This is a genomic window from Alsobacter sp. (assembly GCF_059501845.1).
This window is the reverse complement of sequence record NZ_JCACDK010000003.1, coordinates 1-24,144: the sequence shown is the minus strand read 5'-3', so window position 1 is coordinate 24,144 and position 24,144 is coordinate 1. Positions and strand designations below refer to the sequence as shown.

Here is a 24,144-nt window from a genome sequence, read left to right as displayed (position 1 = left end):
TTGCTTTACGCAATTCGAGCGGCGATTGTCCCGTGCCGGTCCCCTCATTTGGCCGTGCCCGGCGAAGCGCCGGATAAGACGACACCGGGAGGAGACAGCCGATGCAGAAGCGCACCTTCACCACTTCGCGCGGGGCCGAGCTTTCGGTCAGCGTCATGGGCTTTGGAGCCGCGCCGCTGGGCGACCTCTTCCAGAGGCTGGACGAACGCGAGGCGCTAGCGACGGTGGAGGCCGCGTGGGAGGCGGGGTTCAACCTGTTCGACGCCTCGCCGCATTACGGCAACGGCCTGGCCGAGGCGCGCTGCGGCGCAGTGCTCCGGCGCTTTCCGCGCGACGAGGTCGTGTTCTGCACCAAGGTCGGGCGGGTCATGGACCCGTTCACCCCGGTCGAGAAGCCCCGTCCCGACGTGGTATCCCCGGGCTTTGCCGGCGGCTTCCCGCACCGTGCCCACTTCGACTACTCGCGCGACGGCGTCATGCGCTCCGTCGAGCAGTCGCTCCTGCGCACCGGCTTCGACCGGATCGACATCCTGCTGATCCACGACGTCGATGTCTGGACGCACGGCCCCGACTACGACAAGCGCTTCGGCGAAGCGATGGCTGGTGCCTACAAGGCGCTGGACGAGCTGCGCGGCTCCGGGTTCGTGAAGGCGATCGGGGTGGGCGTGAACGAGGCCGACGTGGCGTCCCGGTTCCTGCGCGAGGGTGACTTCGACACGGTCCTGCTGGCCGGCCGCTACTCCCTGCTGGAGCAGCCGGCCGTGGAGGAGTTCATGCCGCTGGCCGTCGAGAAGAAGGTCGGCGTGATGCTGGGCGGCGTCTTCAACTCCGGCATCCTGGCCACGGGCGCGGTCGAGGGTGCCAAATTCAACTACGGCCCGGCGCCGAAGGACGTGATGGACCGGGTCCGGCGGATCGAGGCCGTGTGTGCCCGGCACGGCGTTCCTTTACGCCGGGCCGCGCTCGCCTTTGCCGCCGCCCATCCGGCGGTGGTGTCGCTGGTCATCGGCGCCGTGAAGCCGGAGGAGGTGCGTGCCAACGCGGCGGAGATGTCCGCGGGCGTCCCGGCGGCGCTGTGGAAGGAGCTGAAGGCCGAAGGCCTGCTCGCCGGTGAAGCGCCGACGCCGGCCTAGCGCCGGCTTTGGTGCACCGAATTGGCGTCGGGTTCACGCCGACGGATCGCAGACGTTAAACATACGAAAATCAAATCTGTTTAGCGGGCTTTCATGGCTTGCCGCTTAGCTTGGGCCATCTCTCGGTGCCCGGAGCGGCATGATGGAACTCGTCAGAAAGACGGACAAGAGCGGTCTGGGGCTGTTCATGGCCGTGCTGGCCGTGGCAGCCGTGCTCGTCGTGTCTGGGTCGTTCATGGTGGCCTACCGTGAGGTCGACATCCTTGCCGAGAGCCGGCAGGCGCAGACCGTCAGCCATGCCATCACGGAGCACGGCATCGCCCTGCGGCGCGAGCTGAAGGTCCAGACCATCTGGGGCGAGGCGTTCCGCAATACGACGACCGCGCCCAGCTCCGACTGGATGGAAGAGTTCTACGGCGGCTATCTCACCAAGCTGCTGGGCTATGACGAAGTCGACGTTCTCGACAGCCAAGACCAGCCGATCTTCGGCTATGCCGACGGGCAGCCTGACAAGGGCGCGAGCTTCGTTCGCGACCGTGCCGCCTTCGCGGACCTCGTGGCGCAACTGCGCCAGCCGGAGCCCGGCATGCAGGTCGCCGTGTCCCGCATCGATCTCGGCAATGGGCGCAGCCTGCAGCACCGCGCCGTCAGCGACATAAGGCTCGTGAACGGCAACCCCTCGAACGTCGTGGTCGAGTCCATTCTGCCCGACTCCGACCCCGGCGAAGGCATCGAGATCCCTGAACGGCCCGTGCTGCTCGTGGCCACCTACAGGCTCGATACGGGCTTCCTCTCCGAACTCGGCGGACGATCGGGCTACGAGGGCCTGCGATGGTTCTCGGCCGGCGAGACGGTCGAGGGCCAGGCTTTCGCCGTCATCCAGGACACGCGGGGCGAGGTCGTCGGAACGCTGACCTGGCACGCCGACCTGCCGGGCGAGGCTCTTTTGCGCAAAATGAGCAACGGCTTCCTCTTCGCGCTCGGACTGCTCGTCGCTCTCGGGGCGACCGGCGTCGCGGCCGTCCGCCGCCAAACGCGGGCTTTGGCGGAAGGCCGCCAGCGCGAGGCGAGCCTGGCGCGCACCGACTTTCTCACCGGCCTTCCGAACCGCCTCGCGCTGAGCGAGACCGCCCCCGCCATGATCGCATCGGCGAATGACGGCCACTTCGTCGGGGTCATCAGCATCGACCTCGACGGTTTCAAGGACATCAACGATTCGCTCGGCCACCAGGCCGGCGACGCCGCCCTGGCGGCTGTCGCAGAGCGGCTGGCGGGCGCTTTTCCGGACCACTTCGTGAGCAGGACTGGCGGCGACGAGTTCGTGCTGGCGGTCGCGGGTGGCGACCCGGCCGTGGTCGCCGCGGCGGCGGAGAAGACGGTCCGCATCCTCAGCACCCCATTCATCTTGCCGGACGGGCTCGTCGCCGGGCTTGGCGCGTCCGTGGGCTACGCCGTCGCTCCGACGGATGGCGACGAGATCAACGACCTCCTGCGCCGGTCGGACCTCGCTCTGTTCAAAGCGAAGCGGGGCGGCAAAGGTCGGGCCGTGGCCTTCGACGCCGCTATGGAGGCGGCCGTCGTCAGGCGCAGGATGCTGGAGGCCGCTCTCCGCCGCGCCGTGCTGCGCGAAGAGGTGGGGGTCGCCTACCAGCCCATCTATGCCGAGGACGGTGCAACGGTGCTCGGCGTCGAGGCTCTCGCGCGCTGGGATGATGCCGACCTCGGGCCGGTGCCACCCTCCGAGTTCATCCCCATCGCGGAGGAGACGGGGCTCATCGTCCGCCTTGGCGAGCAGGTGCTGCGCAAGGCGGTCGCCTATGCCAGCGGCTTCGATCATCTCTCCGTCGCGGTCAACGTTTCGGCGCAGCAGATCCACAATGCCGATGTGGTGGCGACAGTCGCGGCGGTGCTCGCCGAAAGCGGCCTGCCGCCCCACCGCCTCGAAATCGAGCTCACCGAGTCGATCCTCATCGCCGACGAGGAACGTGCGGACCAGCAGATCAAGGGGTTGCAGGCTCTCGGGGTGAAGGTGGCGCTGGACGACTTCGGAACGGGATATTCGAGCCTGCTCTATCTGCGCCGCTTCGGCTTCGACAAGCTGAAGATCGACCGGCAGTTCGTGCAGGATTCGGAGAAGGCCGACGAGGCCCACACCCTCGTGAGCCAGATCATCGCCATGAGCCGCGCGCTCGGTCTCGACGTCACCGCCGAGGGGGTGGAGAACGAGACGCAGCACGCCTTCCTGCGCGATGCCGGCTGCGATCGGCTGCAGGGCTACCTCTTCTCGCGCCCCCTCACGGGGCCGGGGCTGACGCAGATGATGGCCGACGCGGAGGCCGCGCAGGCTGCGGCCTGAGGGGCGTGGTCCTCGTCCACACGTGATCAGTGCGTCCCGGCAGATCGCGGTCGACGTGGTGTAACCTCACGCGGGCAAGTTGCATTATCGCAGCATCCCGCCCCCGAGGAGCACCATGACGCAGCGCATCGCAGACACCATCGTCGACATCCTGGCCGAGGCGGGCGTCGAGAGGATCTACGGCGTCGTGGGCGACAGCCTCAACGCCCTGACGGATGCCCTGCGCGCAAAACAGTCGATCCGCTGGGTCCATGTGCGCCACGAGGAGGTCGCAGCTTTCGCCGCCTCCGGCGAGTCGCAGGTCACCGGCCGGCTCGCGGTCTGCGCCGGCTCCTGCGGGCCCGGCAACCTGCACCTGATCAACGGCCTCTACGACGCCAACCGCTCGCGCACGCCGGTACTGGCCATCGCCGCGCAGATCCCGTCGGCCGAGATCGGAGGCGGATACTTCCAGGAGACGCATCCCGAGAACCTGTTCCGGGAGTGCAGCGTCTATTGCGAGATGGTGTCCGACCCGGCGCAGATGCCGTTCGTGCTGGAGAACGCAGTGCGGGCTGCCGTGGGCCGGCGCGGCGTCGCCGTCGTGGTGATCCCCGGCGATCTCGCCTTGCACGAGGCACCCGACCGGCCGTTCTCCCCGCGGGCCGGGCTCCTGCCGCCGGAACCGGTCGTGATTCCGTCCGAGCCGGAACTTGCGGCCTTCGCCGACATGCTCGCCGCGTCGAGCCGAACGACGCTGTTCTGCGGCCGTGGGTGCGCCGGTGCGCACGCGCCCCTGATGGCGTTCGCGGACGCCCTGAAGGCGCCGATCGTTCACGCGCTCGGTGGCAAGGAGCATGTCGAGTACGACAACCCGTTCGATGTCGGGATGACCGGGCTGATCGGCTTCCGATCGGGTCACGACGCCATGCAGGGCTGTGACCTTCTGGTGATGCTCGGCACGGACTTCCCCTACAAGCAGTTCTATCCCACCGGCGCGAAGGTCGTGCAGGTCGACCTGCGGCCGGAGAACCTGGGGCGCCGGACCCGGATCGACCTCGGGCTGGTCGGGGACGTCGGCCACACCCTGCGGGCAATGCTCCCGCGTCTGGCGCCAAAGGCCGACCGCGCGCATCTCGACACCTGCCTCGAGAATTACCGGAAGTCGCGCAAGGGGCTGGACGACCTGGCCGAGGGCACGCGGGGACGGCCGCCGATCCACCCCCAGTACCTCACCCGGCTCCTGAGCGAGGCGGCGGCCGAGGACGCGGTGTTCACCTTCGATGTGGGCACGCCGACGATCTGGGCGGCGCGCTATCTCGCGATGAACGGCAAGCGCCGGCTGATCGGCTCTCTGGTGCACGGCTCGATGGCCAATGCCATGCCGCAGGCGATCGGCGTGCAGGCCTCGCAGCCGGGCCGCCAGGTCGTCTCGCTGTCGGGCGATGGCGGCTTCACGATGCTGATGGGCGACCTCATCACGCTCCGGCAGGAGAACCTGCCGGTGAAGGTCGTGGTCGTGAACAACGGAACGCTCGGATTCGTCGCCATGGAGATGAAGGCCGCCGGATACCTCGAGGTCGGCACGGACCTCGACAACCCCGACTTTGCCGCCATGGCGCGGGCGATGGGGATCCACGCCGTGCGCGTCGAGGATCCCGGCGAACTGCCGGGAGCCATCGCATCGGTCCTGGCACATGATGGTTCCGCGCTCCTCGACGCGGTGGTCGCCAAGCAGGAACTCTCGATCCCGCCCACCATTTCGTCGGAGCAGGTGAAGGGCTTCAGCCTGTGGCTGGTGCGCGCCGTGATGAGCGGCCGGGGCGACGAGGTGATCGACCTCGCCAAGGAAAACCTGCTGCGCCGGTAGGCGCGGCGCGCTCAGAGGTGCTCCGGTTCGCCCCGCCCGCGGCCCTTCTGCCAGGGCCAGCGGCCCTCGATCTCGACCTCGAGCGAGAAGCTGAGGAAGGTGCGGATGAGGACGATCAGGCCAAGGATTCCAAGGCTCTCGAAGGACGGCGTGATGGCCACGGTGCCGATGATGTCGGCGGCCACCAGCAATTCGAGCCCGAGCAGGATCGCCCGCCCGAGATTGGCGCGGTAGGAGCGAAAGGCGCCCGGCCACCCCACCGTCCCCAGCCCGCCATAGAGGAACACCAGCGTCGAGGCGATGGCGCCGGCCACGATCAGGGCCACGCCCGCCACCTCGATGCAGGAGGACACGGTGTGCATCCACGGGTCGATGATGGCCTTGATGCCGGTTGCCGCCTGCTCCATCGGCCGACTCCTGCGCGCCCTTGCGCCGCGACACTGCGCAACCTGAGGCTGCAGACCGACCTTAGCCGCGGCTTCTCGATTCGCGCAGCAAAGAGCGGCGGTGCTCAGGCAGCCGCCCGGTTTCCGGCCGGCGAACGCTCTTCGACGGAGGCGGCTTGCCCGGGGCTGGGTTCGCGGCTGAGCGCGTGTGCCTTGCGCCAGGGCGGGGACTTGAATGTCTCGGTCACCTTCGCGGCTGCTATCAGCACGGCGCAGCCTGCGGCGTTCACGAGCAAGCTCGTCAATATGCCCCGGCCGACGACGTCCATCGCCATGCCTGCCGCCTGCGCGACGACGAGACCTGTGAGGAAGACCGCCAGCGTCTGCCGCCCCACCATGCGCGTGACGTCGACGGCGCGGCCCCGCAGCCTCCGGCCGTGCGGGCCCACGGCCGCGTAGGCGAGGTAGGCGGTCGCCAGAAAGTGGACGAAGCGCAGAGGGCCCTGGTTCGGCTTGCCGATCAACCAGCCCAAACCGTCGTGGATCTGCCCAAGCGCCGGCACCGTGCCGAAACCGGCATAGCAGTTGAACCCCGGCTGGCAGCCGACGGGGGCGGCCAGCAGCACAACGGCGACCGCGGCGATGATCAGGCGCCGGTCTATCGGAGGAGCCGGCAGCCAGCCGCGCACGAAGGCAAAGCCGGTGAAGAAGGTCAGCTGCCAGGCGAAGGGGTTGAAGAACCACTCCCGGCCGGTTTCGTGATCGGCCGTGAAGGTCAGCAGCCCGGCATTGGCGAGGCCCCAGCAAGCCAGCACCGCCGTGCCCGCGACGGCAGGGCGGATGCGAGCGAGCGCCATCACGGCAGGCACCATGGCGAGGATCGCCAGGTACATCGGCAGGATGTCGAAGTAGTTGGGCACGTAGGTCAGCGTGAGCAGCCCGACGAGATGCTCCTTCGGAGCCGCGAAGAAGGGCTGCAGCGACAGTTCCTGGGCGTAGTGCTCCCCGCCCAACGCGAGGTCGACGCCGACCATCAGCCCGGCGACGACCAGGAACGATCCGATATGCGCCCAGTACACCTGCCAGACGCGGTGCACGATGCGGAGCGCTCCCAGGAGCCAGCCATGCACGTCGAAGATCTTGGCGAAGGCCAGTCCCGAGGCCATGCCGGAGCAAAAGACGAACATGTCGGCCGCGTCGCTGAAGCCGAAGCGCGCCGGGATCCATTCCGTCCACGGATTCCAGGGGATGTGGGCGATGAGGATGATGAACATCCCCATGCCGCGGAAGAAGTCGAGGCGCGGATCGCGAGCCGCCCTCTGCTTTTCAGAGCGCTCCGGCATAGGCTCCCGCCCGTATCCGGCACGCAATGACGCTGAAGCCGTCTCGCGACAGCGCACTGCGCAGCGCGTCAGCGAGATCCTCGGAGGTCGAGACGGTGGCGCCGCTGCCGCCGAAGGCGCGGGCGCACATGGCGATGTCGGTCGCGCCCATCGCCGTGCCTGCGGAAGGCAGCCCCGCCTGCTCCTGCTTCAGAGCGATCAGCCCGAGGCTCTCGTCCTGGAGGACGACCACGACGACGGGGACTCCCTGGTCGCGCAGCGTCGCCAGCTCGCCGGCCGTCATTTCGAAGCCGCCGTCGCCGAGCACGGCCACGACGGGCCCCGGTGCTCCCGCCACGGCGGCGCCGAGGGCGAGAGGAATGGCGGTGCCCATCGTGCACCATCCCGACGACTGCAGCAGCGAGAGCGGCCGCGTGCAGCGCCATGCCTGGCTGAGCAGGATGCGGTGCGCCCCGCTGTCCGTCGTGAGCAAGGCGTGGGGCGGCAGAATCTCGGCAAGCGTCGCGACAAGCTCGTGCGGGCCGAATCCGCCGCGCACCGCGAAGGCGTCGGCGAGGCGTCTCCTGGCGTGCTCCGGTTCCCCGCCCTGCCAGGAGGCGCGGACCGGGGTCCCGTCGAAGGCGGCTTCGAGAAGACCGGCCACAGGCCCGGCAAGGCGCAGGCCGGCCGCGTGCATGCCGTGGTCCTGAGGCAGGCTGGACAGCTCGACCGTGACCTCAGGCCTGACGGCATCGAGCCAGCCCGGGCGCATCTCGATCGGGTCGTAGCCGGCGAGGATGACGAGGTCGGCCGCCTTCAGCAGCGGCAGCAGGATGGAGTCGGCCAGCGGCGAAAGGCCCGCCGCGCCCAGGCTCGTGGCGTGGGTCTCGTCAAGCAGCCCCTTGGCCTTGTAGGTGGTGACGACGGGCACACCGTGCCGTTCCGCGATGGAGCGCAGGACGTCGCCCGCACCGCTGCGAACAGCCTCCAGGCCGGCCACGACCAGGGGGCGGTCCGCCCTGGCGACACGCTGCCTCAGCAGGGCCATCGCCTCTGACGCCGGATCGGCGCCCATGGCGGGAATGGCTGGCGTGAAGAGGATGCCAGTCTCGTCCGGCGCCGCTTCCGCGGCGGCGACGTCGGGCGAGAGGTCGAGGTGGACAGGCCCGCAAGGGCCGGCCAGCGCAACGGCGAGAGCCCGGCGAACAACGGCTCCCGCCCCCTCCGCCTCGATCCCGAACGAGGCCTTCACGACGGGCCGCAGCAGGGCGGCCTGGTCGACGATCTGGTGCGTGTAGCGGGCGCGCAGACGCCTCTCCACGACGGCGGAGAGCACGATCAGTGGCACGCGCTCCTGCCAGGCATCGGCGATGCCGTTGACCGCGTTGGCCAGCCCGGGACCGAGCGTGGTGACGAGAAGGCCCGGCGCGCCGGTCGTCCAGTGTGCGCCCGCTGCCATGATGGCCGCCGCGGTTTCGTTGCGGGCGAGCACGAAGCGGATGCCGGCGCGTTCCAGCGCATCGACCGCAATCAGGATCTCGCCCCCGGGCATGCCGAAGGCGTGGGTGACGCCGGCACTCGCGAGCGTCTGGGCGACGATGTCGGCGACCCGCATCACGCGACGCACAGCCTTGCACGGTCCTGCTCGAGGCGGGCGGCGAGCATTCGCGAGAACCGGTCCTCCGCCTTGAGCGTCCGCCGCGCGGTGCGCACGGCTTCCACCGCCTCACGGTCCCCGGCCTCGGCTGCGGCAAGGCCGATTGCGCGAACGAAGACGTCCCGCTGCGCATTGCTGCCGCCGATCTCGGGCAGGCGCGCGAGGATCTGCTGCAGGCGGACAGGGGAGGTGCCCCGTAACCCGGCGATCACGCGAGCCAGGTCGGCTCCCACCCGGGAGGCAACGCCCGACTGGTCCGGACCCGCAGCATGCATGGCGCTGCTCTCCATGGACAGGACGAGGTCCGCCGCAGCGGACAGGCGGCCTGCCGCCACCAGCGCGAGAAGGTAGTGCAGGGAGGCGAAGACGAGCGTCTGGTCATCCCGGCGGCGGCCGGCGATGGCGGCCAGTTCCTGCCAGCGCCCGCCGCCGTCGACACCCTCCTGCCGCAGCCTCCAGAGCAGCGACACGGCGTTCGCCATGTCCCGGTAGTCGTCGGTCGGGGCGGGACGGATCTCCGCGTCGTACACGCTCAGCGCCTTGTCGGGACGGCCTTGCTCGACGTGGAACAGCGCGAGATGCCAGGCCACGTGAAAGGCGAAATTGTTGCAGCGGCTCCAGGCCGGACGCTGCTCCTCGAGCCACACGATGCCATCTCCGGCCCGATTTTGCATCTCGTGAACGTGCGATACGGCATGCAGGCCCCAGGCGTCGCCGGGCTCGCGCCGGACGGCTTCGCGGCCGCACTCCTCGGCCTCCCCATAGCGGCCGGCCTCCTCGAGGCCGAAGGCATGGCAGCCCAGCACGAAGCCGAACCCGGCGACATCCGGGCTCCACCCGTCTAGGACCGCCGTCGACGCCTGCAACATGCCGTCCTGGTCACCGCTCATGAAGCGCAGGGCGTGGGCGATCTTGAAGGCCAGCAAATCGTGCGGCGCATCGTGCAGCCTCGCCTCGAGCCGGGCCGCGGCGGCCAGCATGGCGCCGCTCGATGCGAGGCCGAGCGCGTCGACGAGAGCCTGCTCGTGCTCCGTCGCGGATCCCCGGACTTCGGCGGCGTTTCTGGCGGCCGACAGGGCGTGGCTCGACGCCTCCACCGTCTCGCAGCGCCCCAGCAGAACCTGCCCAAACCCCTTCAGCGCGTGGGCCGCGACCATGGCGGGATCCGCCGCGAGTGCCTCGGCGAGCGCGGCACCGCCTTCGGGGCGATGGGCGAGGACCGCCGCGACCGCCCGCTCATGGGCTGCAATTCCGGCGCCGTCTCCGCCATGCTCGCCAGCGAACCGGTCCTTCCGCATCGGGTACCTCCCACGTCGCGCCATCGTATCGTCGCCTCACAATCTTCGCGCGGATCATGAGATTTGTTTCGGCCTCACGCGAACGTGTGCGCGGCAGCGATGTCGCAGCGTCACCATCGCATGCACCAGACCGGAGTTCTCCCCTTGGTTCTTCGTACGCTTTCTGCCTTGATTCTCATCAGTTTCGCGCCGGCCGCGCTGGCCTGCTCGGACACCACGCCCTGTACCGTGGAGGGCGGCGAGTACCTCGTGCGCGTCCCCAAGAATTGGGATGGACACCGGCCCCTGCCGGCCGTCGTGTTCCTCCACGGCTATTCCGGCTCGTCCGAGGGGGTGATGCAGGACGAGGCCCTCGGCCGTCTGATGTCGGATGCCGGCGTCCTGCTCGTGGCACCCCAGGGATTGGCGGCCCCTGGCGGCGAGAGAGGCTGGTCCCTGCCTGTCTTCACCGACAGTCAACGCGACGACGTTGCCTTCGTCGGGCGTGTCGTCGACGATGTCGGGCGCCGCTATCCGCTCGACCGGGCGCGGCTGCTCGGAGCGGGGTTCTCGCTGGGAGCGTCGATGCTCTGGTATGTCGCGTGCCGCGCACCGGGTACGTTCGCGGCCTATGCACCGGTGGCAGGGGCGTTCTGGGTTCCCGAGCCGGACACCTGCGCCGGTCCGGTTTCGCTGCGCCATGTACACGGCACGGCCGACAAGACCGTCCCGATGACGGGACGCACCATCCACACACTGGCCGGCCCGGTGACACAGGGTGACGTGCTGAAGAGCGCAGCCGTCCTGCGCGGGACCGACGGGTGCCGGGCGGACCCGTCGACGACGACCACGCAGGATGGCCTGACCTGTCGCACGTGGGCGCGATCGGATTGTTCGTCCGGGCGGGAGTTCGTCCTGTGCCTTCATTCCGGCGAGCACGAGATCGACGCGCGCTGGGTCGCGGATTCGGTTTCCTGGCTCGACCGTCTTGCCCCCTATCAAGCCGTCGCACCCTGACGTAACAAACTGTGTGTTGCCGGCGAAGAACGCGCGGGCACCAGGTGGGGAGGGAATGGATGAGAGCCTTGACGATGCTGGCCTTTGGGGCAGCGTTGGCCGTGGCGCCTTGCGTTGCGACGGCGGCCGAGGGCAAGCGGGTCACTGTCAGCGGCGAGGTCGCGGACACATGGTGCTCGGTATCGGGCATCATGTTCGGCTACGGCACGGCCCATCACCAATGCGCCGTGTGGTGCGCGATCGGGGGAATTCCGGTCAGCATCGCGGGCGATGACGGCAAGGTCTACATCCTGCTGCGGATCGAGGAGGATGACCAGACGGTCGCCAACCCCCGCATCGCGACGATCCAGACGCACCACGTGACCGTGGACGGCGACCTGCATGAGCGCGACGGAGTGAACTACCTGCTCGTCACCCGCGTCGCCGACGACAAGGGCATCGTGAACATGACGCAGGACGAATACGGCGTTCAGCCGTTCGGGGAATGACCATGCGCAGCACTTTTCTCCTTGCCGGAGTCCTCGGCGCACTGGCTTGCCAGGCGCTCCCCGCCGCCGCGGCCGATCCGTGGGGGCTGGCCAACGAAAAGGTCGCGACCTTCCGCGCGAAGGTGGTGGACGCGCTGTGCGGGGTCACGGGCGACTGCCCCAAGGACTGCGGCGCCGGGCGCCGCCAGCTGGCCCTCCTGACCGCAGACGGCACTCTGCGCCTGGCGGTGAAGGGCGCGTTCGACTTCGCGGGTCCCGTTGCCGACCTCGCGCCCTATTGCGGTAGGGAGATCGAGGTGGACGGGCTGCTCATCGAGGATCCGCGGATCCCGCTGATGTTCGTGCAGCAGGTGCGGGTGAATTCCTCCGACCCGTGGATCCCGGCCGACGGCTTCGGCAAGCAATGGTCGGCGGCCCATGGCGACAACCAGGACTGGGTGCGCAAGGACCCGACGGTGCGCGAGATCATCGCCAAGGACGGCGTGTTCGGCATTCCGGGGCTCCGCTCGAAGAGCCCGAACGTCTCTAACCCTCAGCTGCGGGCTGATCCGTGACACGGCTGGCGGCTGGCCTGTGCGCGCTGGTCCTGCTGGCGTTCAGCGGACCGGCGAGCGCGGGCGATCCGCTGGAGAAAGTCTTCGGCGGCTCGTTCACGCTCGTGAACCAGCAGGGCGCTGCCGTGAGCGACGCGGATTTTCGCGGCCGTTACCTCCTGCTCGCCTTCGGCTACACGCACTGCCCCGACGTCTGCCCGACCGACCTGATGGCCATGACGCAGGCCCTCGAAAGGCTCGGGCCGGCGGGCGAGCGGGTCACGCCGGCATTCGCAACCGTGGACCCGGAGCGCGATACGCCGTCTGTGCTGCGCGAGTACCTGTCGTCGTTTCATCCCCGCTTCGTCGGCCTGACGGGCAGCGAGGCGCAGGTGGCGGCCGCCGCCATGGTCTTCAAGGTTCATCGCCGCAAGGTGCTGCCGAGCCCTGGCGCCACGGACGAGTATTACGTGGACCACGGCTCCCTGATCTACCTGCTCGGGCCTGATGGTAAGTTCCTCACGCTGTTTCCAGCAGGAACTCCGGCCGATCGAATGGCCGCAACGCTTGCCACCTATGTGAGGTAAGCGCTGCCTGCCCGTAGATACTGCGTAAACCCTCTTCAATGAAAACGCTACGAATACTGTCAAGCCCTAGCTTGCGGCGCTGTTGAGTACTGTGATTCCGGCGGTTCGATTCACTTTATCCTGAGAACTACGTAGCATTGTCGTGGCATCCCTCCGCTCCCTCGCGAATGATGGAGATGCCGCCATGACCCGTCTCGCCCGCCTGTTTCTCACCGACGAAAAAGGGGCCATGGCGGTGTTCTTCGCCGCCGCGCTTCCCGTCCTCGTGCTCTTCTCCGGTGTCGCGATCGACTATGCGACGCTGGCGCGGTCCAAGTCCCGCGTCCAGGCGATCACCGATGCTGCTGCGCTCGCCGCCAACAACGCCAAGGTCACCACCAACGAGCAGGCCCTGCGGGTCGTCACCAGCTTCGTGAAGGGGCAGGTCAGCCCGGACCTGCGCATCGACGACGAGCCGGCGATCGCGGTCTCCTTGGCCGACAGCGGGCGCACGACCAATGTGGTCCTGACGACGAATTTCCGGACAAGGCTGCTCAGCAGCTTCCGGCCGCTCGTGCCCTACCAGACCAGCGCCACGGTCAAGCGTGGCCTCGACAACACGGTCGAGCTCGCCCTGGTGCTGGATACGACCAATTCCATGACCACCGACAACAAGATCGGCACGCTGAAGGTCGCGGCCAACAACCTCGTCGACATTCTGATGAAGGATTCGTCGAACCAGGTGTCGATCGCGGTCGTGCCGTTCGCGCAGTACGTCAATGTCGGGACGGCCTATCGCAACGCCTCGTGGCTGACGCGCAGCGACGACTACAGCGTCACGGGCGCCCCGGTCTGTTCGCCCCAGAAGACCACCTGTGCCACCTACACGCCGACGCAGGTCTGCCAGACGTCGGTGAAGTCCAATTGCCGCGACGTGACGACCACGACCTACAATGACGGGGTGCCGACCACCAAGACTACGCAGCAGTGCGACACGACCTGCACGAAGTACACGACGCAGAACACCTGCACGACCTGGAATTACGCCGACCAGTGCAATTCGCCGGTGTCCACCTACAAATGGACGGGGTGCGTCGGCTCGCGCAGCTACCCGCTGAACCTGAACGATGACCAGCCGGCGACGAAATGGCCGGCGCTCTACAACAATACGACCTGCAGCACCGAGCTTCTGCCGCTGTCCACCGACAAGACGACGATCAAGGCCAAGATCAGCGGGCTCGTTCCTTCCGGAGAGACCTACATGCCGGCCGGGCTGGTCTGGGGCCTGCACGCCCTGTCGCGGACCGATCCGCTGTCGACTGCCCAGCCCTACGACGCGCAGAACAGGAAGCCGCGCAAGGCGCTGGTGTTCATGACCGACGGCATGAACACCAAGTCGATGTCCAGCACGACGTCGACCACCCATACCGGCACCAACACGACGCTCGCCAACACCTATACGTCCCAGCTCTGCACCAACGTGAAGGCCAAGGGCATCGAGGTTTACACGATCTCGCTCATGGTCACCGACACGACGGCCATGCAGATGCTGCGGAATTGCGCCACGGACACCGAGCACTCCTTCGACGCCACGGATGCGAATGCCCTGAAAAGCGTCTTCGAGGCGATCGCGTTTTCGCTGCAGCGGCCCTACCTCGCCAATTGAGGCAAGGCGACGCGTTCAGGCGCGGGCGAACTCCACGATGGCGCGTGTGCCACGCGCGGACTCGAAGCGGATCTCGCCGCCGAGCTGGCGTGCGAGCCCCTGGACGATGCGCAGGCCGAGGCTCGGGGACGAGGTGGTGCCGAACTCCGCGGGAAGGCCACGCCCGTCGTCGGAGACCGTGAGCCGCCAGCGCGGTTGCTCCAGCGGCTCCAGGGCGACCGTGAGAGTGCCGTTCTGCTCGGCGGGGAAGGCGTGCTTGACGGCGTTCGTGGCCAGTTCGGCCACCAGAAGCGACAGGGCCGTGAGCTGGGTCAGGTCGAAGCACACGTCGGGCGCGCGGATCGTGCAGGTGATCCGGGCCTGTCCGGACGCCTCGAGCACGTCGTCGCAGAGGGCCTGGAGGTAGGGCGCCGCGGGCAGGTTGGCGCGGTCGGGATCGTACAGCCGCCGGTGTATCCGCCCGATCGTGTCGATGCGGGAGCGCGCCTCTTCAAGGACTTCGGCCGCCTGCGTGTCTGCTTCCACCTTGCGCCGCTGCAAAAGCAGAAGCGAGGAGACGAACTGCATGTTGTTGGCAACGCGGTGCTGCAGCTCCTGGAACATGACGTTCTGGCGCGCGAGGAGATCCTCCACGACCCGCTGCTTCAGCTCGAGTCGTTCGGCAGCTTTTCGCATGCCGTGAATGAGAGCGATGTCGACCGCCACGATGAATACGTAGAATGCCAGCGCGGTGACCGCCGCGCCCGAAAGGATCATCGAGGTCCGGGGCTCGATGAAGAAGTACCACGCGGCAAAGAAGCAAAGCGTTCCGCACAGGATGCCCGGCCAAAGCCCGCAAACGAAGGTCGTGATGATGACGGCCGGGAAAAAGGTGAGGAACGGGAAGCCCGGAGGCAGGAACGGGTCGGTCGCAACGCGAAGGGCGAGAGCCACCGCCGAGATCGCGATGGCAAGCGAATAGGAAATGGCTGGCCGGTCCGCGACCCAGCGGCCCCGCACCATCTTCATCCAGAGCGAACGTTCGTCCCAGCTGGCGCTCGCCGCGCCTCCCTTACTCGCCATCTCGACCACGCTCGCCCCTGATCCTCCCGACCTGATGTGAGGTAGTTACGGCGCGTTGAAGGTGACGAGGTCAAGAGCCGGATTGCTTTTTGAGAGGAAAACATTGCGCTCTTTACGCGTCGGGCTCCCGGTCGACCGTTGCGTAAAGCCCGAACGCACGCGCTCAGGCGGTGGTGCGGCGGTCAGGGCGGTTGTGGCGATCTTCGCGGAGCGCCCGCTTGGTGCGTCTGAGCTGCTTGTCGACCTTCTCCAGTGCGGCCCGGAATGCGGCAGGTACGTCGGGGCCGTCGCCCTCGGCCGCCAGGGTCGGGGTGCCGCCCACCTGGATCGTCAGGGAGCAGCGATAGGAGCTGCCCTCGGCGGCCACGTGCACGGACGCCGCCGTCAGGCGGCCCATATGCTTGGCGACGGATTTCCGGATTGCAGCCTCGGCAGAAGACCGGAAGGCGGAGCCAAGGTCGACGTTTGAGCTGCCGACGCTGATCACGGGATCGGGCAGGCCGGCATCGCGGCTGTTGTCGTCCGACATGGGCACCTCCTGTCCAGGGCGAACGCCGGTTTGGCCGCGATGTTCCGGCAGGCCTTACCGGTCGCCCGGCTGACGGGTGGGCGAGGGTGGCTCGAGGCCGCCCGATGCGTCCTCGCCGGGCTCCGGCGGCGGAACGTGGCGGACGCGGGGCGCTACGGTACGGATGCCTTGGTCGCGGACATCCTCCTCGCCATACCCTGCCGCCTGGGCGGAGGCAGCGGCTGAATCGTCGTGGAAGAACCCCGGGCCTCCCGCGGCGGCAGCAGGCAGCGTGTCGTCGGGCCGTTCGCCGGCCCCGGGCTCGGCGCCCGCCGAGCCGAAGGCCGCGCGCACGATCTCGTCGTCGCGCATGTCGGACGGCGGGTCCGCGGCCCGTCCCTCATCCGGACGGTGATTGCCAGCCGCGACGTCGGACTTGCGGGCCCGTCGCTGCAGTTCCTCGCGCTCTTCGGCGGTCAGCGGGTCGTTGGCGGGCGTGAGAGGCCGGCCCGCGGCGCTGGTGAGGTCGGGCTCGGACGGCGTCGAGACCTCGTGCAAGACCCTGGCGGCCATCGCCGGCTCGGCCTCGGCGACATCCCCCAGCGCGACGATGCCGACGAGACAGCCGCTGTCGTCGAGCACCGGGATGCGGCGGACCTGGAGCTCGTTCATCAGGGTCACGGCGGCCGTCACGTCGTCCGACATGCGGCAGGTGCGCGGGTTCGTCGTCATCACTCCGACGACGGCGGTCGTGTCGGGAGCCGACCCGGCCGCCGTGGCGCGCACGGTGATGTCGCGGTCCGTCACAACGCCGACCAGACGGCCCCCGTCGCAGACCGGGATCATTCCGACATTGAGCTCGTCCATCAGCCGCGCTGCCTCGCGTATGCTGCGCTGGGGCGCGATGTCGCGCACATTGCGGGTCATGATCTCGGCGATCTGCATCGGCTGTCCTCTCGCTCCGGGGATGCGATGCAATGCAGCGGGGGCGAAGCGGGTTCCCGGCCGGGATCAGGAGTGCGGGCCCTCGTCGTGGGCCGGGCCGACGACGCCGCCGACTAGGTTGAGGCCGAGCAGGCGCTCGCTCGCCAGCAGATGGCCTTCCGAGCCGGCCTCCCGGATCTGGGAGACGCAGTCGACGATGTCCTGCCGCCAGGCGCGTGCAGCCGCTTCGGCCTCGTCCGGCGTCAGGGCCCGGAAGCGTGCATGCGCGCCGGGCCGCATCTGGGCGAGAAGGCCGAGGTCGGGCTCGATCACCGTCGCGATCTTCGGGTAACCGCCGGTCGTCTGGCGGTCGGCCAGCAGGATCACCGGCCGCCCGTGGCCGGGAACCTGGATGCTGCCGTTGACGATGCCGTCGGAGACGATGTTGAAGCCTCCCGCATGCGCCAGGGCCGGGCCGTCCAGCTGCATGCCCATGCGGTCGGCGCGGTGCGAGACGGTGTAGGTCTCGCCCAGGAATGCCCGCATGGCCTCCGGCGTAAAATGATCGTCCTGCGGCCCCGGCACGACCCGCACCTCTCGGGCGGGCGGCAGGCGAAGCGTTGCGCCGGGTCGTTCCCGGGGCGGGCCCACCGGTCTTGCCGCCGCCAGCGGCAGGACGTCGCCCGCGCGGAGCGGCCTGCCCGACACGCCGCCGATCCCCGATCGCGTATGTGTCGAACGGCTTCCCAGCACCGGCGCGAGGGCGAAGCCGCCCTGGACGGCGATGTAGCCGCGCATCCCTTCGCTGCCGCCCTTGAAGGAGACCCGGTCGCCGCGGACGCAGTCGATGCTGCGTCCCGGGTGCACGGGCACGCCGTTGAGCAGCAGGCGAGCTTCCATCCCGGCGTAGCCGAGCCGGCAGGCTTCTGCCTGGACAAGGAGAACCGGTCCGGTGGCGGTCGTCTCGATGACCGCGGTCCCCGGCGGATTCCCGGCGAGCGCGTTGGCCAGGATCATCGAGCGGATGTCGAGCGCCCCGGAGGCGGAAATGCCGAAGCGCTGCCAGCCGAGGCGGCCAAAATCCTGGACCGTCGAGAACGGGCCGGGCTCGACGATCTGCAGCGCGTCATCCATCGCTGGGCTCCCGGACGGCAACGAGGTCTCCTGCCTCCGCCGCTGCACGGAGCGTCGCGTAGTCGAGGGCCGAGACGGGCTCGAAGCGCACGATGTCGCCGGGAGCGAACAGGAAGGGCATGGCGCTCCTGGCGGGGTCGTAGGACCGCACCGGGGTTCGCCCGAGCAGGTGCCACCCGCTCGGGATCGGCAGCGGGGGCGAAATGGCTGCCTGCTGGCCACCGATGGAGATGCTGCCCGGCGGCGTCTGCGCGCGGGGGTCAGCCCGGCGGCTCGTGTGAATGCGCTCCGGCAGCCCGCCGAGATAGGCGAAGCCGGGCGCGAAACCCAGCATGTAGACGCGATAGGATGCGCCGGAATGGAGCCGGACGACCTCCTCCTCGCTCAACCCGTGCAGCGCCGCGACGGCGGGGAGGTCCTCCCCGGCTTCGCCGCCATAGAGCACCGGCACGCGCCAGTGCGTGCGCGCAGATCCGGCAAGCGGCGTCGGCGGCCAGCAACCTTCCACAGCGGCGATCAGGTCTGTCCGGGGGAGGGTGACGGGGTCGTACTGCACCAGGAGGGACCGGTAGGTCGGCACGCATTCGCGGATCCCCGGCAGCCCCATGGCCTCCAGTGCTGCCGCCAGCGCGACGACGCGGTCGTTCACGGCGGCATCGATCTCGCTGCCGAGTTCGACGACGAGCCCGGCGTCGCCGGCGCTGAGATAGCGGGGCCTAGTCACGGGGCGCATCGCGCATCTCCCGTGCGGCCGTGACCATTGCGCCGGCATGGCCGGGGGGCGCATAGGGGAGGGAGGGTGTCAGGATTGCCGGCGATGGCTGCCATCGATCTCAACTGCGACATGGGCGAAGGCTTCGGGGCCTATGCGATCGGCGACGATGCGGCCATGCTGCGCATCGTCACCTCCGCCAATATCGCCTGCGGATTTCATGCCGGCGACCCCAACGTGATCGATGCCACCCTGCGCCTGGCGAAGGTCAACGGCGTGGCGCCGGGCGCGCACCCCGGTTTCCATGATCTCTACGGCTTCGGGCGACGCGCCATTCGCGGCGAAAGCCCGGCCGAGATCGAGCGGCAGGTCATCTACCAGATCGGCGCGGTGCAGGCGCTGGCTCATGCCGCGGGACACCCGATCCGGCACGTGAAGGCGCATGGCGCACTCGCCAACATGGCGGCGGAAGAGCCTGACCTCGCCATGGCGGTGGCCCGCGCGGCGAAGGCCGTGGACCCGTCGCTGATCCTCGTCGTCATGCCGGGCATGGAAACGGAGAAGGCGGCGGACAGGCTCGGCCTGCCCATGGCGCGCGAGATCTACGCCGACCGTGCCTATGCCGAGACCGGCAACCTCCTGCCGCGCAAGGCGCCGGGCGCCGTGATCCACGACGCGGATGAGGCAGCGCGGCGGGTGGTCCAGATGGTGGAGGAAGGGGCCGTCGTCACGGCGACAGGCAAGCGCCTCTGGGGCCGCATCGACACGGTTTGCGTGCACGGCGACACGCCAGGTGCCGTGCAGATGGCGCAACGCGTTCGCGAGCGGCTTTCGGAAGCAGGGCACCTTCTGGCGCCGATGAGCGAAGTGGTTGCGGGCTGAGGCAGGGCTACGCTGGTCCGCGCTTGGTTGCGGCGGGCCGCAGGCTGGAGACTGAACGGACATGGCAATGCGGATCAGCGAGAATACGAAGGGCGTCTACATCATTTCGCCGACGCCGTTCACGGACACGGGCGAGATCGACTACGCCAGCACGGACAGTCTGATCGAGTTCTACGTCGAGAAGGGCGTCGACGGGATCACGATCCTGGGCGTGCTTGGCGAGGCACCGAAGCTGACGGCGCAGGAATCGCGCGGTTTCCTCGAGCACGTGCTGAAGCGGGTGTCAGGACGCATTCCGGTGGTTGTCGGCGCCAGCAATCCCGGCACGGACAATCTGGTCCGCTTCTCGAAAGACGCCATGGACCTCGGCGCAGCCGGGCTGATGATCGCGCCGATCCCGGGCCTGCGGACCGATGACCAGGTCTACGCCTACTGGGAAGAGCTCTTCACGCGGCTCGGGCCCGACGTGCCGGTGGTCTACCAGGACTTTCCGCAGACCACGACCGTGGTCACTTCGGTCACCGTCCTGCACAGGCTGATCGACGCCTTTCCCGGCTTCGTCATGCTGAAGCACGAGGAGGCGCCCGGGCTCGCCAAGATCACCAGGATGCGGGAGCGCTCCGAAAAGGGTCAAGGACGGCGGGTCAGCATTCTCGTCGGCAATGGCGCGCTGCACCTGCCGCAGGAACTGCGCCGTGGCGTCGATGGGGCGATGACGGGCTTCGGCTACCCGGAGATGCTGGTGCAGGTGTGCGGCCTGTTTGCGAAAGGCGATCCGGAGGCAGCCGAGGACCTCTTCGACATCTACCTGCCCATCGTGAGGCACGAGCAGCAGCTCGGCTTCGGACTTGCGGTGCGCAAGGAAATCCTGCGACGGCGCGGCGCCATCGCCAGCGCGGCGACCCGTCATCCCGGCCCGAAGCTGACGGCGAGGGACCTGCAGGAACTCGACGAGCTCATGGCGAGGCTCGAACGCCGGCTGGCGGAGACCGGCCGGCGCTGAGGCTGGGCCCGAGCGCACTGGCGGCCGAACGGACCGGCTTCTTATAAAAATCGGACCACACACGGTGGCCACAAGCATCGATTCCGGGCCCTGACGCTCATCCCACGATAACGGAAACATGACTGAGGGAGGTCAACGACCCGCTGCGGACGCCGGGCTACATCCGGCGCAGCAGAGGAGACGGTGATGGCCAGAATGCGTGCTGCGATCTTTGTCGAGCCGGGGCGGATCGTCCTTGACGACAAGCCTGTTCCCGACGTCGGACCCACGGACGCCCTCGTGCGGATCACGACCACGACGATCTGCGGAACGGACGTCCACATTCTGAAGGGCGAGTACCCGGTGGCGAGCGGCCTCACGGTCGGCCACGAGCCCGTCGGCATCATCGAGAAACTCGGCTCGGCCGTGACGGGGTACAGCGAGGGACAGCGCGTCATCGCCGGTGCCATCACGCCGAGTGGCCACAGCTATGCCTGCCTGTGCGGATGCCATTCCCAGGACGGGGCGGGAACGCGCAGCGGCTTCAAGGCGATCGGGGGCTGGAAGTTCGGCAACACGATCGACGGCTGCCAGGCCGACTTCGTCCTCGTGCCCGACGCCATGGTCAACCTCAGTCCCATCCCCGACGGGCTCACGGACGAGCAGGTGCTGATGTGCCCGGACATCATGTCGACGGGCTTCTCGGGCGCGGAACGCGGCGGCATCCGCATCGGCGACACCGTGGCGGTCTTTGCGCTTGGGCCTATCGGCCTGTGCGCCGTGGCCGGCGCGAAGCTGATGGGGGCGACGAGGATCATCGGAGTCGACACGGTGGCCAAGCGCCTCGAGACGGCGCGGGCTTTGGGAGCCGACCACGTTGTGGACTTCACGGCGGGCGACCCCGTCGCGGAGATCATGCGGCTCACCGAGGGCCGCGGCGTCGACGTGGCCATCGAGGCGCTGGGCACGCAGGGCACTTTCGAATCCTGCCTGCGCGTGGTGCGCCCCGGCGGGACGGTGTCTAGCCTTGGCGTCTACTCCTCCGACCTCACGATTCCGCTCGGTGCGTTCGCGGCCGGGCTCGGTGACCTCAGCATCGTCACGACGCTCTGCCCCGGCGGCAAGGAGCGGATGCGGCGGCTGATGGAGGTGGTCGCGTCGGGCCGGGCCAACCTCGGCGCCCTGGTGACGCACCGGTTCCGGCTGGAGGACATCGAGGCAGCCTACGACCTCTTCTCCCACCAGCGGGACGGCGTGCTGAAGGTCGCGATCACGCCCTAGCAGGACGATCCTGTCCCGGAAGGACAAGCCGCCGTCACGGAGTGTCAAGCCGCGGCCGGCGTCCGGGATGCATTGTCACCCCGTGCCGGCCTTTTCGGACGGCGTGTGGTCCAGCGCGAGGGTGTGTCCATGAAGCTTGCCGTGACAGTCCTGGCCGGCGCCGCCCTCACGCTCGCAGCCTGCCAGACCGCGGCGCCGCCGCCGGCGCAGGCTCCCGTGGCCTCGGCGAACCAGCCGTTGATCGATGCTGGCTTCGTGGCGAAACGTCCGACCAACGAGGCCCAGGCGAACTACTTCGCCAGCCTGCCCGCCAACGCCATGGTCAGGCAGACGAAGAAGGGCAAGGTGTCCTACCTCTATGCCGATCCCAACGGTTGCGGTTGCGTCTATGTCGGCGACAAGGCCGCACTCGGCCGGTACAAGGGCATGCAGAACACGATGGACATCATGACCCAGCAGATGCCGGGCTCCGTCGACCAGATCGATCCCGGGCTCGCGCCCGACAACATCGACGACCTCGGCACCTGGGCGCCTCTCTGAAGGGCGCGAACCGGGCGCCGCTTCGGGCGGCGCCCGCACGGACGGGCTACCAGTAGCCGATCATCCAGCCCGTGGCCGCCACTGCGACAGCCAGGACGGCCGCCGCGGCCAGGGTTGCCTGCAAGCGGGCTTCGCGAGCCCAGTCGGGCTCGACGCGCCCGCGGCCGATCTCAAAGTCGGTCATGAACGCCTTCTCTGCTTGGGGATACGATAACGCGGCCATGCCTCGCGCGTTCCGCTGTGCCCCGTCGCTGCCTTGTGCGCGCCGGCACCTCTACGCGGTCAGGCAGGTGTCAGTCTCCGGTTGCCACACAGGAGGCAGCCATGGAACCGATCAGCACTACCCAGTCCCGCCTGCTCTTTCGCGTCCTCCAGGTCTCCCTGCTCGCCTACGCCGTCGTCATCGCGGTCTCGACCCTGCTCTCCATCGCCAACGGAAGCGTGTAGCGGCGCCGCCGGGACCTCTCCGGCACCGGGTCTCTCCCGAACCTTTTGCGGGCACCGGCGTTCGTCGGGTCCGCACATGGAAAACAGGGGAGACCGCGATGAGAGCCCTATTGCTCGCGACGGCGCTGTGCGCAGCTACCACGCTCGCTTCAGCCCAGACCTCCACGAACCAGAACAACAGAGCCACCGGCAACGACGTGAACGGCCAGATGGGCACGCCAAACGCGCCTTTCTCCGGCGGCGGCAACTCCGACCAGACCGGCTCGATCTCCCGCAATAACGCGGCGGAGCAGAATGACGCAGTGAACGAGCCCATCCAGCGCTGCGACTCGTTTGGCGATCTCAGCCAGCCCAGCCGCTTGTCCCCGACCTGCAAGTAGTCGGTCGCCAATTGGTCTGGTCTGATAGTCCGCCGGGCGCGGCGCCCGGCGGATGCGCATGCTGGCGTGCCCTCAACGGGCCAGGAAGCTCGAGACCAGCGTGTTGAACCGGCGCGGGTTCTCGAAGAACATGAAATGCCCTCCGCCCTCGGCCGCGGGGACGATGTCGACCTCCGCGCCTGGAATTCGCGAGGCGATCCAGCGCTGCGACTGGGCCGAGAAGATGCTCGCTTCACCCCCAACGACGAGGGTGGGCCGGCGAAGTGCCTCGATCGTGTCGCGCCAGTCGAGATAGCAGTGGTCGTGCAGCAGGTCTGCCGCCTGCTGCCGGGGAAACTTCAGGTTCTCGCTGGCGACGAAGGCCAGGTCGGCTTCGCTGGCCTGCGGCGTGAACATGCCCTTCAGCAGGGCCGCGGTGCCCGCCGGGTCCGACGTCGTCCGCACGGCCTGGTAGAAGCCGCCGAACTCGGCCGGAGACGGGAACAGGCAGCCGGCGTCGAGCCGCTGCGCGTCGGTCCAGTGCGGCTTGGCGATCACCGAGGGCGCCTGGTCGACGATGACGATCTTGCCGAGCCGGCTCGGGCCGAAGAGATCGTGGTAAGCCCAGATGACGGAAGAGCCCATCGAGTGGCCGAGCACGTCTGCCCGCTCCAGCCCGAGCGCGTCGAGAACGCCGGCGAGATCGCGGGCGAGCCGCGCGATCCTGTAGCCGCCGGCAGGCTTCTCGCTCTCGCCGTGGCCGCGCATGTCGAGCGCGATGACGCGGGAGCCGGCGTCCGCCAACGCCTCGATGTTCCGCCCGAACTCGGCCGCCGTCTGCGACCAGCCCGGAATCATGACGAGCGGACGGCCCTTGCCGGCCACGAGGGCCGACAGGGCCGGGCCGTCCGGCACTGCGATGGTGATCCGTTCCACGGCTGCCCTCCCAGGCGGGGCGGTCGAGACGGCGCCCGACCGCCCCGCGGGGGCGGGCGCCGTTTCGCGGGATCACCCTTCGGCTTTGGCGATGGTGTCCTGTATGGCGGTGTTGACGTCGGAGCTT

The 24,144-nt window shown here is 68.7% G+C and carries 25 protein-coding genes; 14 read left to right on the top strand and 11 right to left on the bottom strand.

The features are described from left to right. The first annotated feature begins 101 nt into the window (after positions 1 to 101). From AC5JCN_RS04280 to poxB, 3 genes are all read left to right on the top strand, one after another. Complete coding sequence (locus tag AC5JCN_RS04280) at positions 102 to 1,133, top strand: aldo/keto reductase (protein WP_495753786.1); 1,032 nt, start codon at positions 102 to 104, stop codon at positions 1,131 to 1,133. 142 nt (positions 1,134 to 1,275) lie between these two features. Then, positions 1,276 to 3,489, top strand: a complete 2,214-nt coding sequence (locus AC5JCN_RS04275) for a putative bifunctional diguanylate cyclase/phosphodiesterase (protein WP_495753785.1) — start codon at positions 1,276 to 1,278, stop codon at positions 3,487 to 3,489. 115 nt (positions 3,490 to 3,604) lie between these two features. Continuing rightward, complete coding sequence (poxB, locus tag AC5JCN_RS04270; protein WP_495753784.1) at positions 3,605 to 5,338, top strand: ubiquinone-dependent pyruvate dehydrogenase; 1,734 nt, start codon at positions 3,605 to 3,607, stop codon at positions 5,336 to 5,338. 11 nt (positions 5,339 to 5,349) lie between these two features. On the opposite strand, the gene AC5JCN_RS04265 is transcribed toward poxB, so the two are convergent. From AC5JCN_RS04265 to AC5JCN_RS04250, 4 genes are all read right to left on the bottom strand, one after another. Further along, the gene (locus tag AC5JCN_RS04265; protein WP_495753783.1) at positions 5,350 to 5,745 is read right to left on the bottom strand and encodes a DUF1622 domain-containing protein; all 396 of its coding nucleotides are present in this window, start codon (positions 5,743 to 5,745) and stop codon (positions 5,350 to 5,352) included. Between the two features lie 104 nt (positions 5,746 to 5,849). Beyond that, positions 5,850 to 7,067, bottom strand: coding sequence for an OpgC family protein (locus AC5JCN_RS04260; protein WP_495753782.1), 1,218 nt, complete (start codon positions 7,065 to 7,067; stop codon positions 5,850 to 5,852). Beyond that, positions 7,051 to 8,661, bottom strand: a complete 1,611-nt coding sequence (locus tag AC5JCN_RS04255; RefSeq protein WP_495753866.1) for a thiamine pyrophosphate-binding protein — start codon at positions 8,659 to 8,661, stop codon at positions 7,051 to 7,053. The genes AC5JCN_RS04260 and AC5JCN_RS04255 overlap by 17 nt, the downstream gene beginning before the upstream one ends. Next, the gene (locus AC5JCN_RS04250) at positions 8,661 to 10,001 is read right to left on the bottom strand and encodes a tetratricopeptide repeat protein (protein ID WP_495753781.1); all 1,341 of its coding nucleotides are present in this window, start codon (positions 9,999 to 10,001) and stop codon (positions 8,661 to 8,663) included. Before AC5JCN_RS04250 ends, AC5JCN_RS04255 begins: the two co-directional genes overlap by 1 nt. Positions 10,002 to 10,145: 144 nt before the next feature. Here AC5JCN_RS04250 and AC5JCN_RS04245 point away from each other — a divergent pair, with 144 nt between their 5' ends. From AC5JCN_RS04245 to AC5JCN_RS04225, 5 genes are all read left to right on the top strand, one after another. Then, positions 10,146 to 10,997, top strand: coding sequence for a CE1 family esterase (locus AC5JCN_RS04245; RefSeq protein WP_495753780.1), 852 nt, complete (start codon positions 10,146 to 10,148; stop codon positions 10,995 to 10,997). Positions 10,998 to 11,056: 59 nt separating this feature from the next. Further along, positions 11,057 to 11,485: a hypothetical protein gene (locus AC5JCN_RS04240; protein ID WP_495753779.1), complete on the top strand. Its 429-nt coding sequence runs from the start codon at positions 11,057 to 11,059 to the stop codon at positions 11,483 to 11,485. A gap of 2 nt (positions 11,486 to 11,487) precedes the next feature. Then, a complete protein-coding gene (locus AC5JCN_RS04235; protein WP_495753778.1) occupies positions 11,488 to 12,039 on the top strand; it encodes a hypothetical protein in 552 nt (183 codons plus the stop codon). Continuing rightward, entirely contained in the window at positions 12,036 to 12,605 is a 570-nt protein-coding gene (locus AC5JCN_RS04230; RefSeq protein WP_495753777.1) for an SCO family protein, read from the top strand. Before AC5JCN_RS04235 ends, AC5JCN_RS04230 begins: the two co-directional genes overlap by 4 nt. 184 nt (positions 12,606 to 12,789) lie before the next feature. Next, on the top strand, positions 12,790 to 14,250 hold the full coding sequence (locus AC5JCN_RS04225; RefSeq protein WP_495753776.1) for a pilus assembly protein: 1,461 nt from the start codon (positions 12,790 to 12,792) through the stop codon (positions 14,248 to 14,250). Positions 14,251 to 14,265: 15 nt separating this feature from the next. On the opposite strand, the gene AC5JCN_RS04220 is transcribed toward AC5JCN_RS04225, so the two are convergent. From AC5JCN_RS04220 to pxpB, 5 genes are all read right to left on the bottom strand, one after another. Then, positions 14,266 to 15,312: a sensor histidine kinase gene (locus AC5JCN_RS04220; RefSeq protein ID WP_495753775.1), complete on the bottom strand. Its 1,047-nt coding sequence runs from the start codon at positions 15,310 to 15,312 to the stop codon at positions 14,266 to 14,268. 163 nt (positions 15,313 to 15,475) lie between these two features. Then, positions 15,476 to 15,841 carry a ribosome hibernation-promoting factor, HPF/YfiA family gene (hpf, locus tag AC5JCN_RS04215; RefSeq protein ID WP_495753774.1) on the bottom strand — a complete coding sequence of 122 codons (366 nt, stop codon included), beginning with the start codon at positions 15,839 to 15,841 and terminating at the stop codon, positions 15,476 to 15,478. Between the two features lie 54 nt (positions 15,842 to 15,895). Then, a complete protein-coding gene (locus AC5JCN_RS04210; protein WP_495753773.1) occupies positions 15,896 to 16,765 on the bottom strand; it encodes a CBS domain-containing protein in 870 nt (289 codons plus the stop codon). 66 nt (positions 16,766 to 16,831) lie between these two features. Then, positions 16,832 to 17,878 (bottom strand): 5-oxoprolinase subunit C family protein, encoded by a 1,047-nt coding sequence (locus tag AC5JCN_RS04205; protein WP_495753772.1) that lies wholly within the window; start codon positions 17,876 to 17,878, stop codon positions 16,832 to 16,834. Further along, positions 17,871 to 18,611, bottom strand: a complete 741-nt coding sequence (pxpB, locus tag AC5JCN_RS04200; protein ID WP_495753771.1) for a 5-oxoprolinase subunit PxpB — start codon at positions 18,609 to 18,611, stop codon at positions 17,871 to 17,873. The genes AC5JCN_RS04205 and pxpB overlap by 8 nt, the downstream gene beginning before the upstream one ends. A gap of 84 nt (positions 18,612 to 18,695) precedes the next feature. Here pxpB and AC5JCN_RS04195 point away from each other — a divergent pair, with 84 nt between their 5' ends. The 4 genes from AC5JCN_RS04195 (at position 18,696) to AC5JCN_RS04180 (ending at position 22,275) form a co-directional block, all read left to right on the top strand. After that, the gene (locus AC5JCN_RS04195) at positions 18,696 to 19,472 is read left to right on the top strand and encodes a LamB/YcsF family protein (RefSeq protein WP_495753770.1); all 777 of its coding nucleotides are present in this window, start codon (positions 18,696 to 18,698) and stop codon (positions 19,470 to 19,472) included. 61 nt (positions 19,473 to 19,533) lie between these two features. Further along, the gene (locus tag AC5JCN_RS04190; RefSeq protein ID WP_495753769.1) at positions 19,534 to 20,475 is read left to right on the top strand and encodes a dihydrodipicolinate synthase family protein; all 942 of its coding nucleotides are present in this window, start codon (positions 19,534 to 19,536) and stop codon (positions 20,473 to 20,475) included. A 186-nt stretch (positions 20,476 to 20,661) separates the two neighbouring features. After that, positions 20,662 to 21,735, top strand: coding sequence for an NAD(P)-dependent alcohol dehydrogenase (locus tag AC5JCN_RS04185; RefSeq protein WP_495753768.1), 1,074 nt, complete (start codon positions 20,662 to 20,664; stop codon positions 21,733 to 21,735). A 129-nt stretch (positions 21,736 to 21,864) separates the two neighbouring features. Then, on the top strand, positions 21,865 to 22,275 hold the full coding sequence (locus AC5JCN_RS04180) for a hypothetical protein (protein WP_495753767.1): 411 nt from the start codon (positions 21,865 to 21,867) through the stop codon (positions 22,273 to 22,275). A 46-nt stretch (positions 22,276 to 22,321) separates the two neighbouring features. Here AC5JCN_RS04180 and AC5JCN_RS04175 read toward each other — a convergent pair whose 3' ends face one another. Then, a complete protein-coding gene (locus tag AC5JCN_RS04175) occupies positions 22,322 to 22,459 on the bottom strand; it encodes a hypothetical protein (RefSeq protein ID WP_495753766.1) in 138 nt (45 codons plus the stop codon). Between the two features lie 140 nt (positions 22,460 to 22,599). Here AC5JCN_RS04175 and AC5JCN_RS04170 point away from each other — a divergent pair, with 140 nt between their 5' ends. Together AC5JCN_RS04170 and AC5JCN_RS04165 are read left to right on the top strand one after the other, a co-directional pair. Then, a complete protein-coding gene (locus AC5JCN_RS04170) occupies positions 22,600 to 22,722 on the top strand; it encodes a hypothetical protein (protein ID WP_495753765.1) in 123 nt (40 codons plus the stop codon). A 98-nt stretch (positions 22,723 to 22,820) separates the two neighbouring features. Next, positions 22,821 to 23,102 (top strand): hypothetical protein, encoded by a 282-nt coding sequence (locus tag AC5JCN_RS04165; RefSeq protein WP_495753764.1) that lies wholly within the window; start codon positions 22,821 to 22,823, stop codon positions 23,100 to 23,102. A gap of 72 nt (positions 23,103 to 23,174) precedes the next feature. Here AC5JCN_RS04165 and AC5JCN_RS04160 read toward each other — a convergent pair whose 3' ends face one another. After that, positions 23,175 to 24,017 (bottom strand): alpha/beta fold hydrolase, encoded by an 843-nt coding sequence (locus tag AC5JCN_RS04160; protein WP_495753763.1) that lies wholly within the window; start codon positions 24,015 to 24,017, stop codon positions 23,175 to 23,177. Positions 24,018 to 24,144: the final 127 nt, after the last annotated feature.

Bases quoted from the DNA above. Each gene is read 5' to 3' on its own strand.
- AC5JCN_RS04280 (WP_495753786.1), top strand. From the start codon at position 102: ATGCAGAAGCGCACCTTCACCACTTCGCGCGGGGCCGAGCTTTCGGTC.
- AC5JCN_RS04275 (WP_495753785.1), top strand. From the start codon at position 1,276: ATGGAACTCGTCAGAAAGACGGACAAGAGCGGTCTGGGGCTGTTCATG.
- poxB (WP_495753784.1), top strand. From the start codon at position 3,605: ATGACGCAGCGCATCGCAGACACCATCGTCGACATCCTGGCCGAGGCG.
- AC5JCN_RS04265 (WP_495753783.1), bottom strand. From the start codon at position 5,745: ATGGAGCAGGCGGCAACCGGCATCAAGGCCATCATCGACCCGTGGATG.
- AC5JCN_RS04260 (WP_495753782.1), bottom strand. From the start codon at position 7,067: ATGCCGGAGCGCTCTGAAAAGCAGAGGGCGGCTCGCGATCCGCGCCTC.
- AC5JCN_RS04255 (WP_495753866.1), bottom strand. From the start codon at position 8,661: ATGCGGGTCGCCGACATCGTCGCCCAGACGCTCGCGAGTGCCGGCGTC.
- AC5JCN_RS04250 (WP_495753781.1), bottom strand. From the start codon at position 10,001: ATGCGGAAGGACCGGTTCGCTGGCGAGCATGGCGGAGACGGCGCCGGA.
- AC5JCN_RS04240 (WP_495753779.1), top strand. From the start codon at position 11,057: ATGAGAGCCTTGACGATGCTGGCCTTTGGGGCAGCGTTGGCCGTGGCG.
- AC5JCN_RS04235 (WP_495753778.1), top strand. From the start codon at position 11,488: ATGCGCAGCACTTTTCTCCTTGCCGGAGTCCTCGGCGCACTGGCTTGC.
- AC5JCN_RS04225 (WP_495753776.1), top strand. From the start codon at position 12,790: ATGACCCGTCTCGCCCGCCTGTTTCTCACCGACGAAAAAGGGGCCATG.
- AC5JCN_RS04220 (WP_495753775.1), bottom strand. From the start codon at position 15,312: ATGGCGAGTAAGGGAGGCGCGGCGAGCGCCAGCTGGGACGAACGTTCG.
- hpf (WP_495753774.1), bottom strand. From the start codon at position 15,841: ATGTCGGACGACAACAGCCGCGATGCCGGCCTGCCCGATCCCGTGATC.
- AC5JCN_RS04210 (WP_495753773.1), bottom strand. From the start codon at position 16,765: ATGCAGATCGCCGAGATCATGACCCGCAATGTGCGCGACATCGCGCCC.
- AC5JCN_RS04205 (WP_495753772.1), bottom strand. From the start codon at position 17,878: ATGGATGACGCGCTGCAGATCGTCGAGCCCGGCCCGTTCTCGACGGTC.
- pxpB (WP_495753771.1), bottom strand. From the start codon at position 18,611: ATGCGCCCCGTGACTAGGCCCCGCTATCTCAGCGCCGGCGACGCCGGG.
- AC5JCN_RS04195 (WP_495753770.1), top strand. From the start codon at position 18,696: ATGGCTGCCATCGATCTCAACTGCGACATGGGCGAAGGCTTCGGGGCC.
- AC5JCN_RS04190 (WP_495753769.1), top strand. From the start codon at position 19,534: ATGGCAATGCGGATCAGCGAGAATACGAAGGGCGTCTACATCATTTCG.
- AC5JCN_RS04185 (WP_495753768.1), top strand. From the start codon at position 20,662: ATGGCCAGAATGCGTGCTGCGATCTTTGTCGAGCCGGGGCGGATCGTC.
- AC5JCN_RS04180 (WP_495753767.1), top strand. From the start codon at position 21,865: ATGAAGCTTGCCGTGACAGTCCTGGCCGGCGCCGCCCTCACGCTCGCA.
- AC5JCN_RS04175 (WP_495753766.1), bottom strand. From the start codon at position 22,459: ATGACCGACTTTGAGATCGGCCGCGGGCGCGTCGAGCCCGACTGGGCT.
- AC5JCN_RS04170 (WP_495753765.1), top strand. From the start codon at position 22,600: ATGGAACCGATCAGCACTACCCAGTCCCGCCTGCTCTTTCGCGTCCTC.
- AC5JCN_RS04165 (WP_495753764.1), top strand. From the start codon at position 22,821: ATGAGAGCCCTATTGCTCGCGACGGCGCTGTGCGCAGCTACCACGCTC.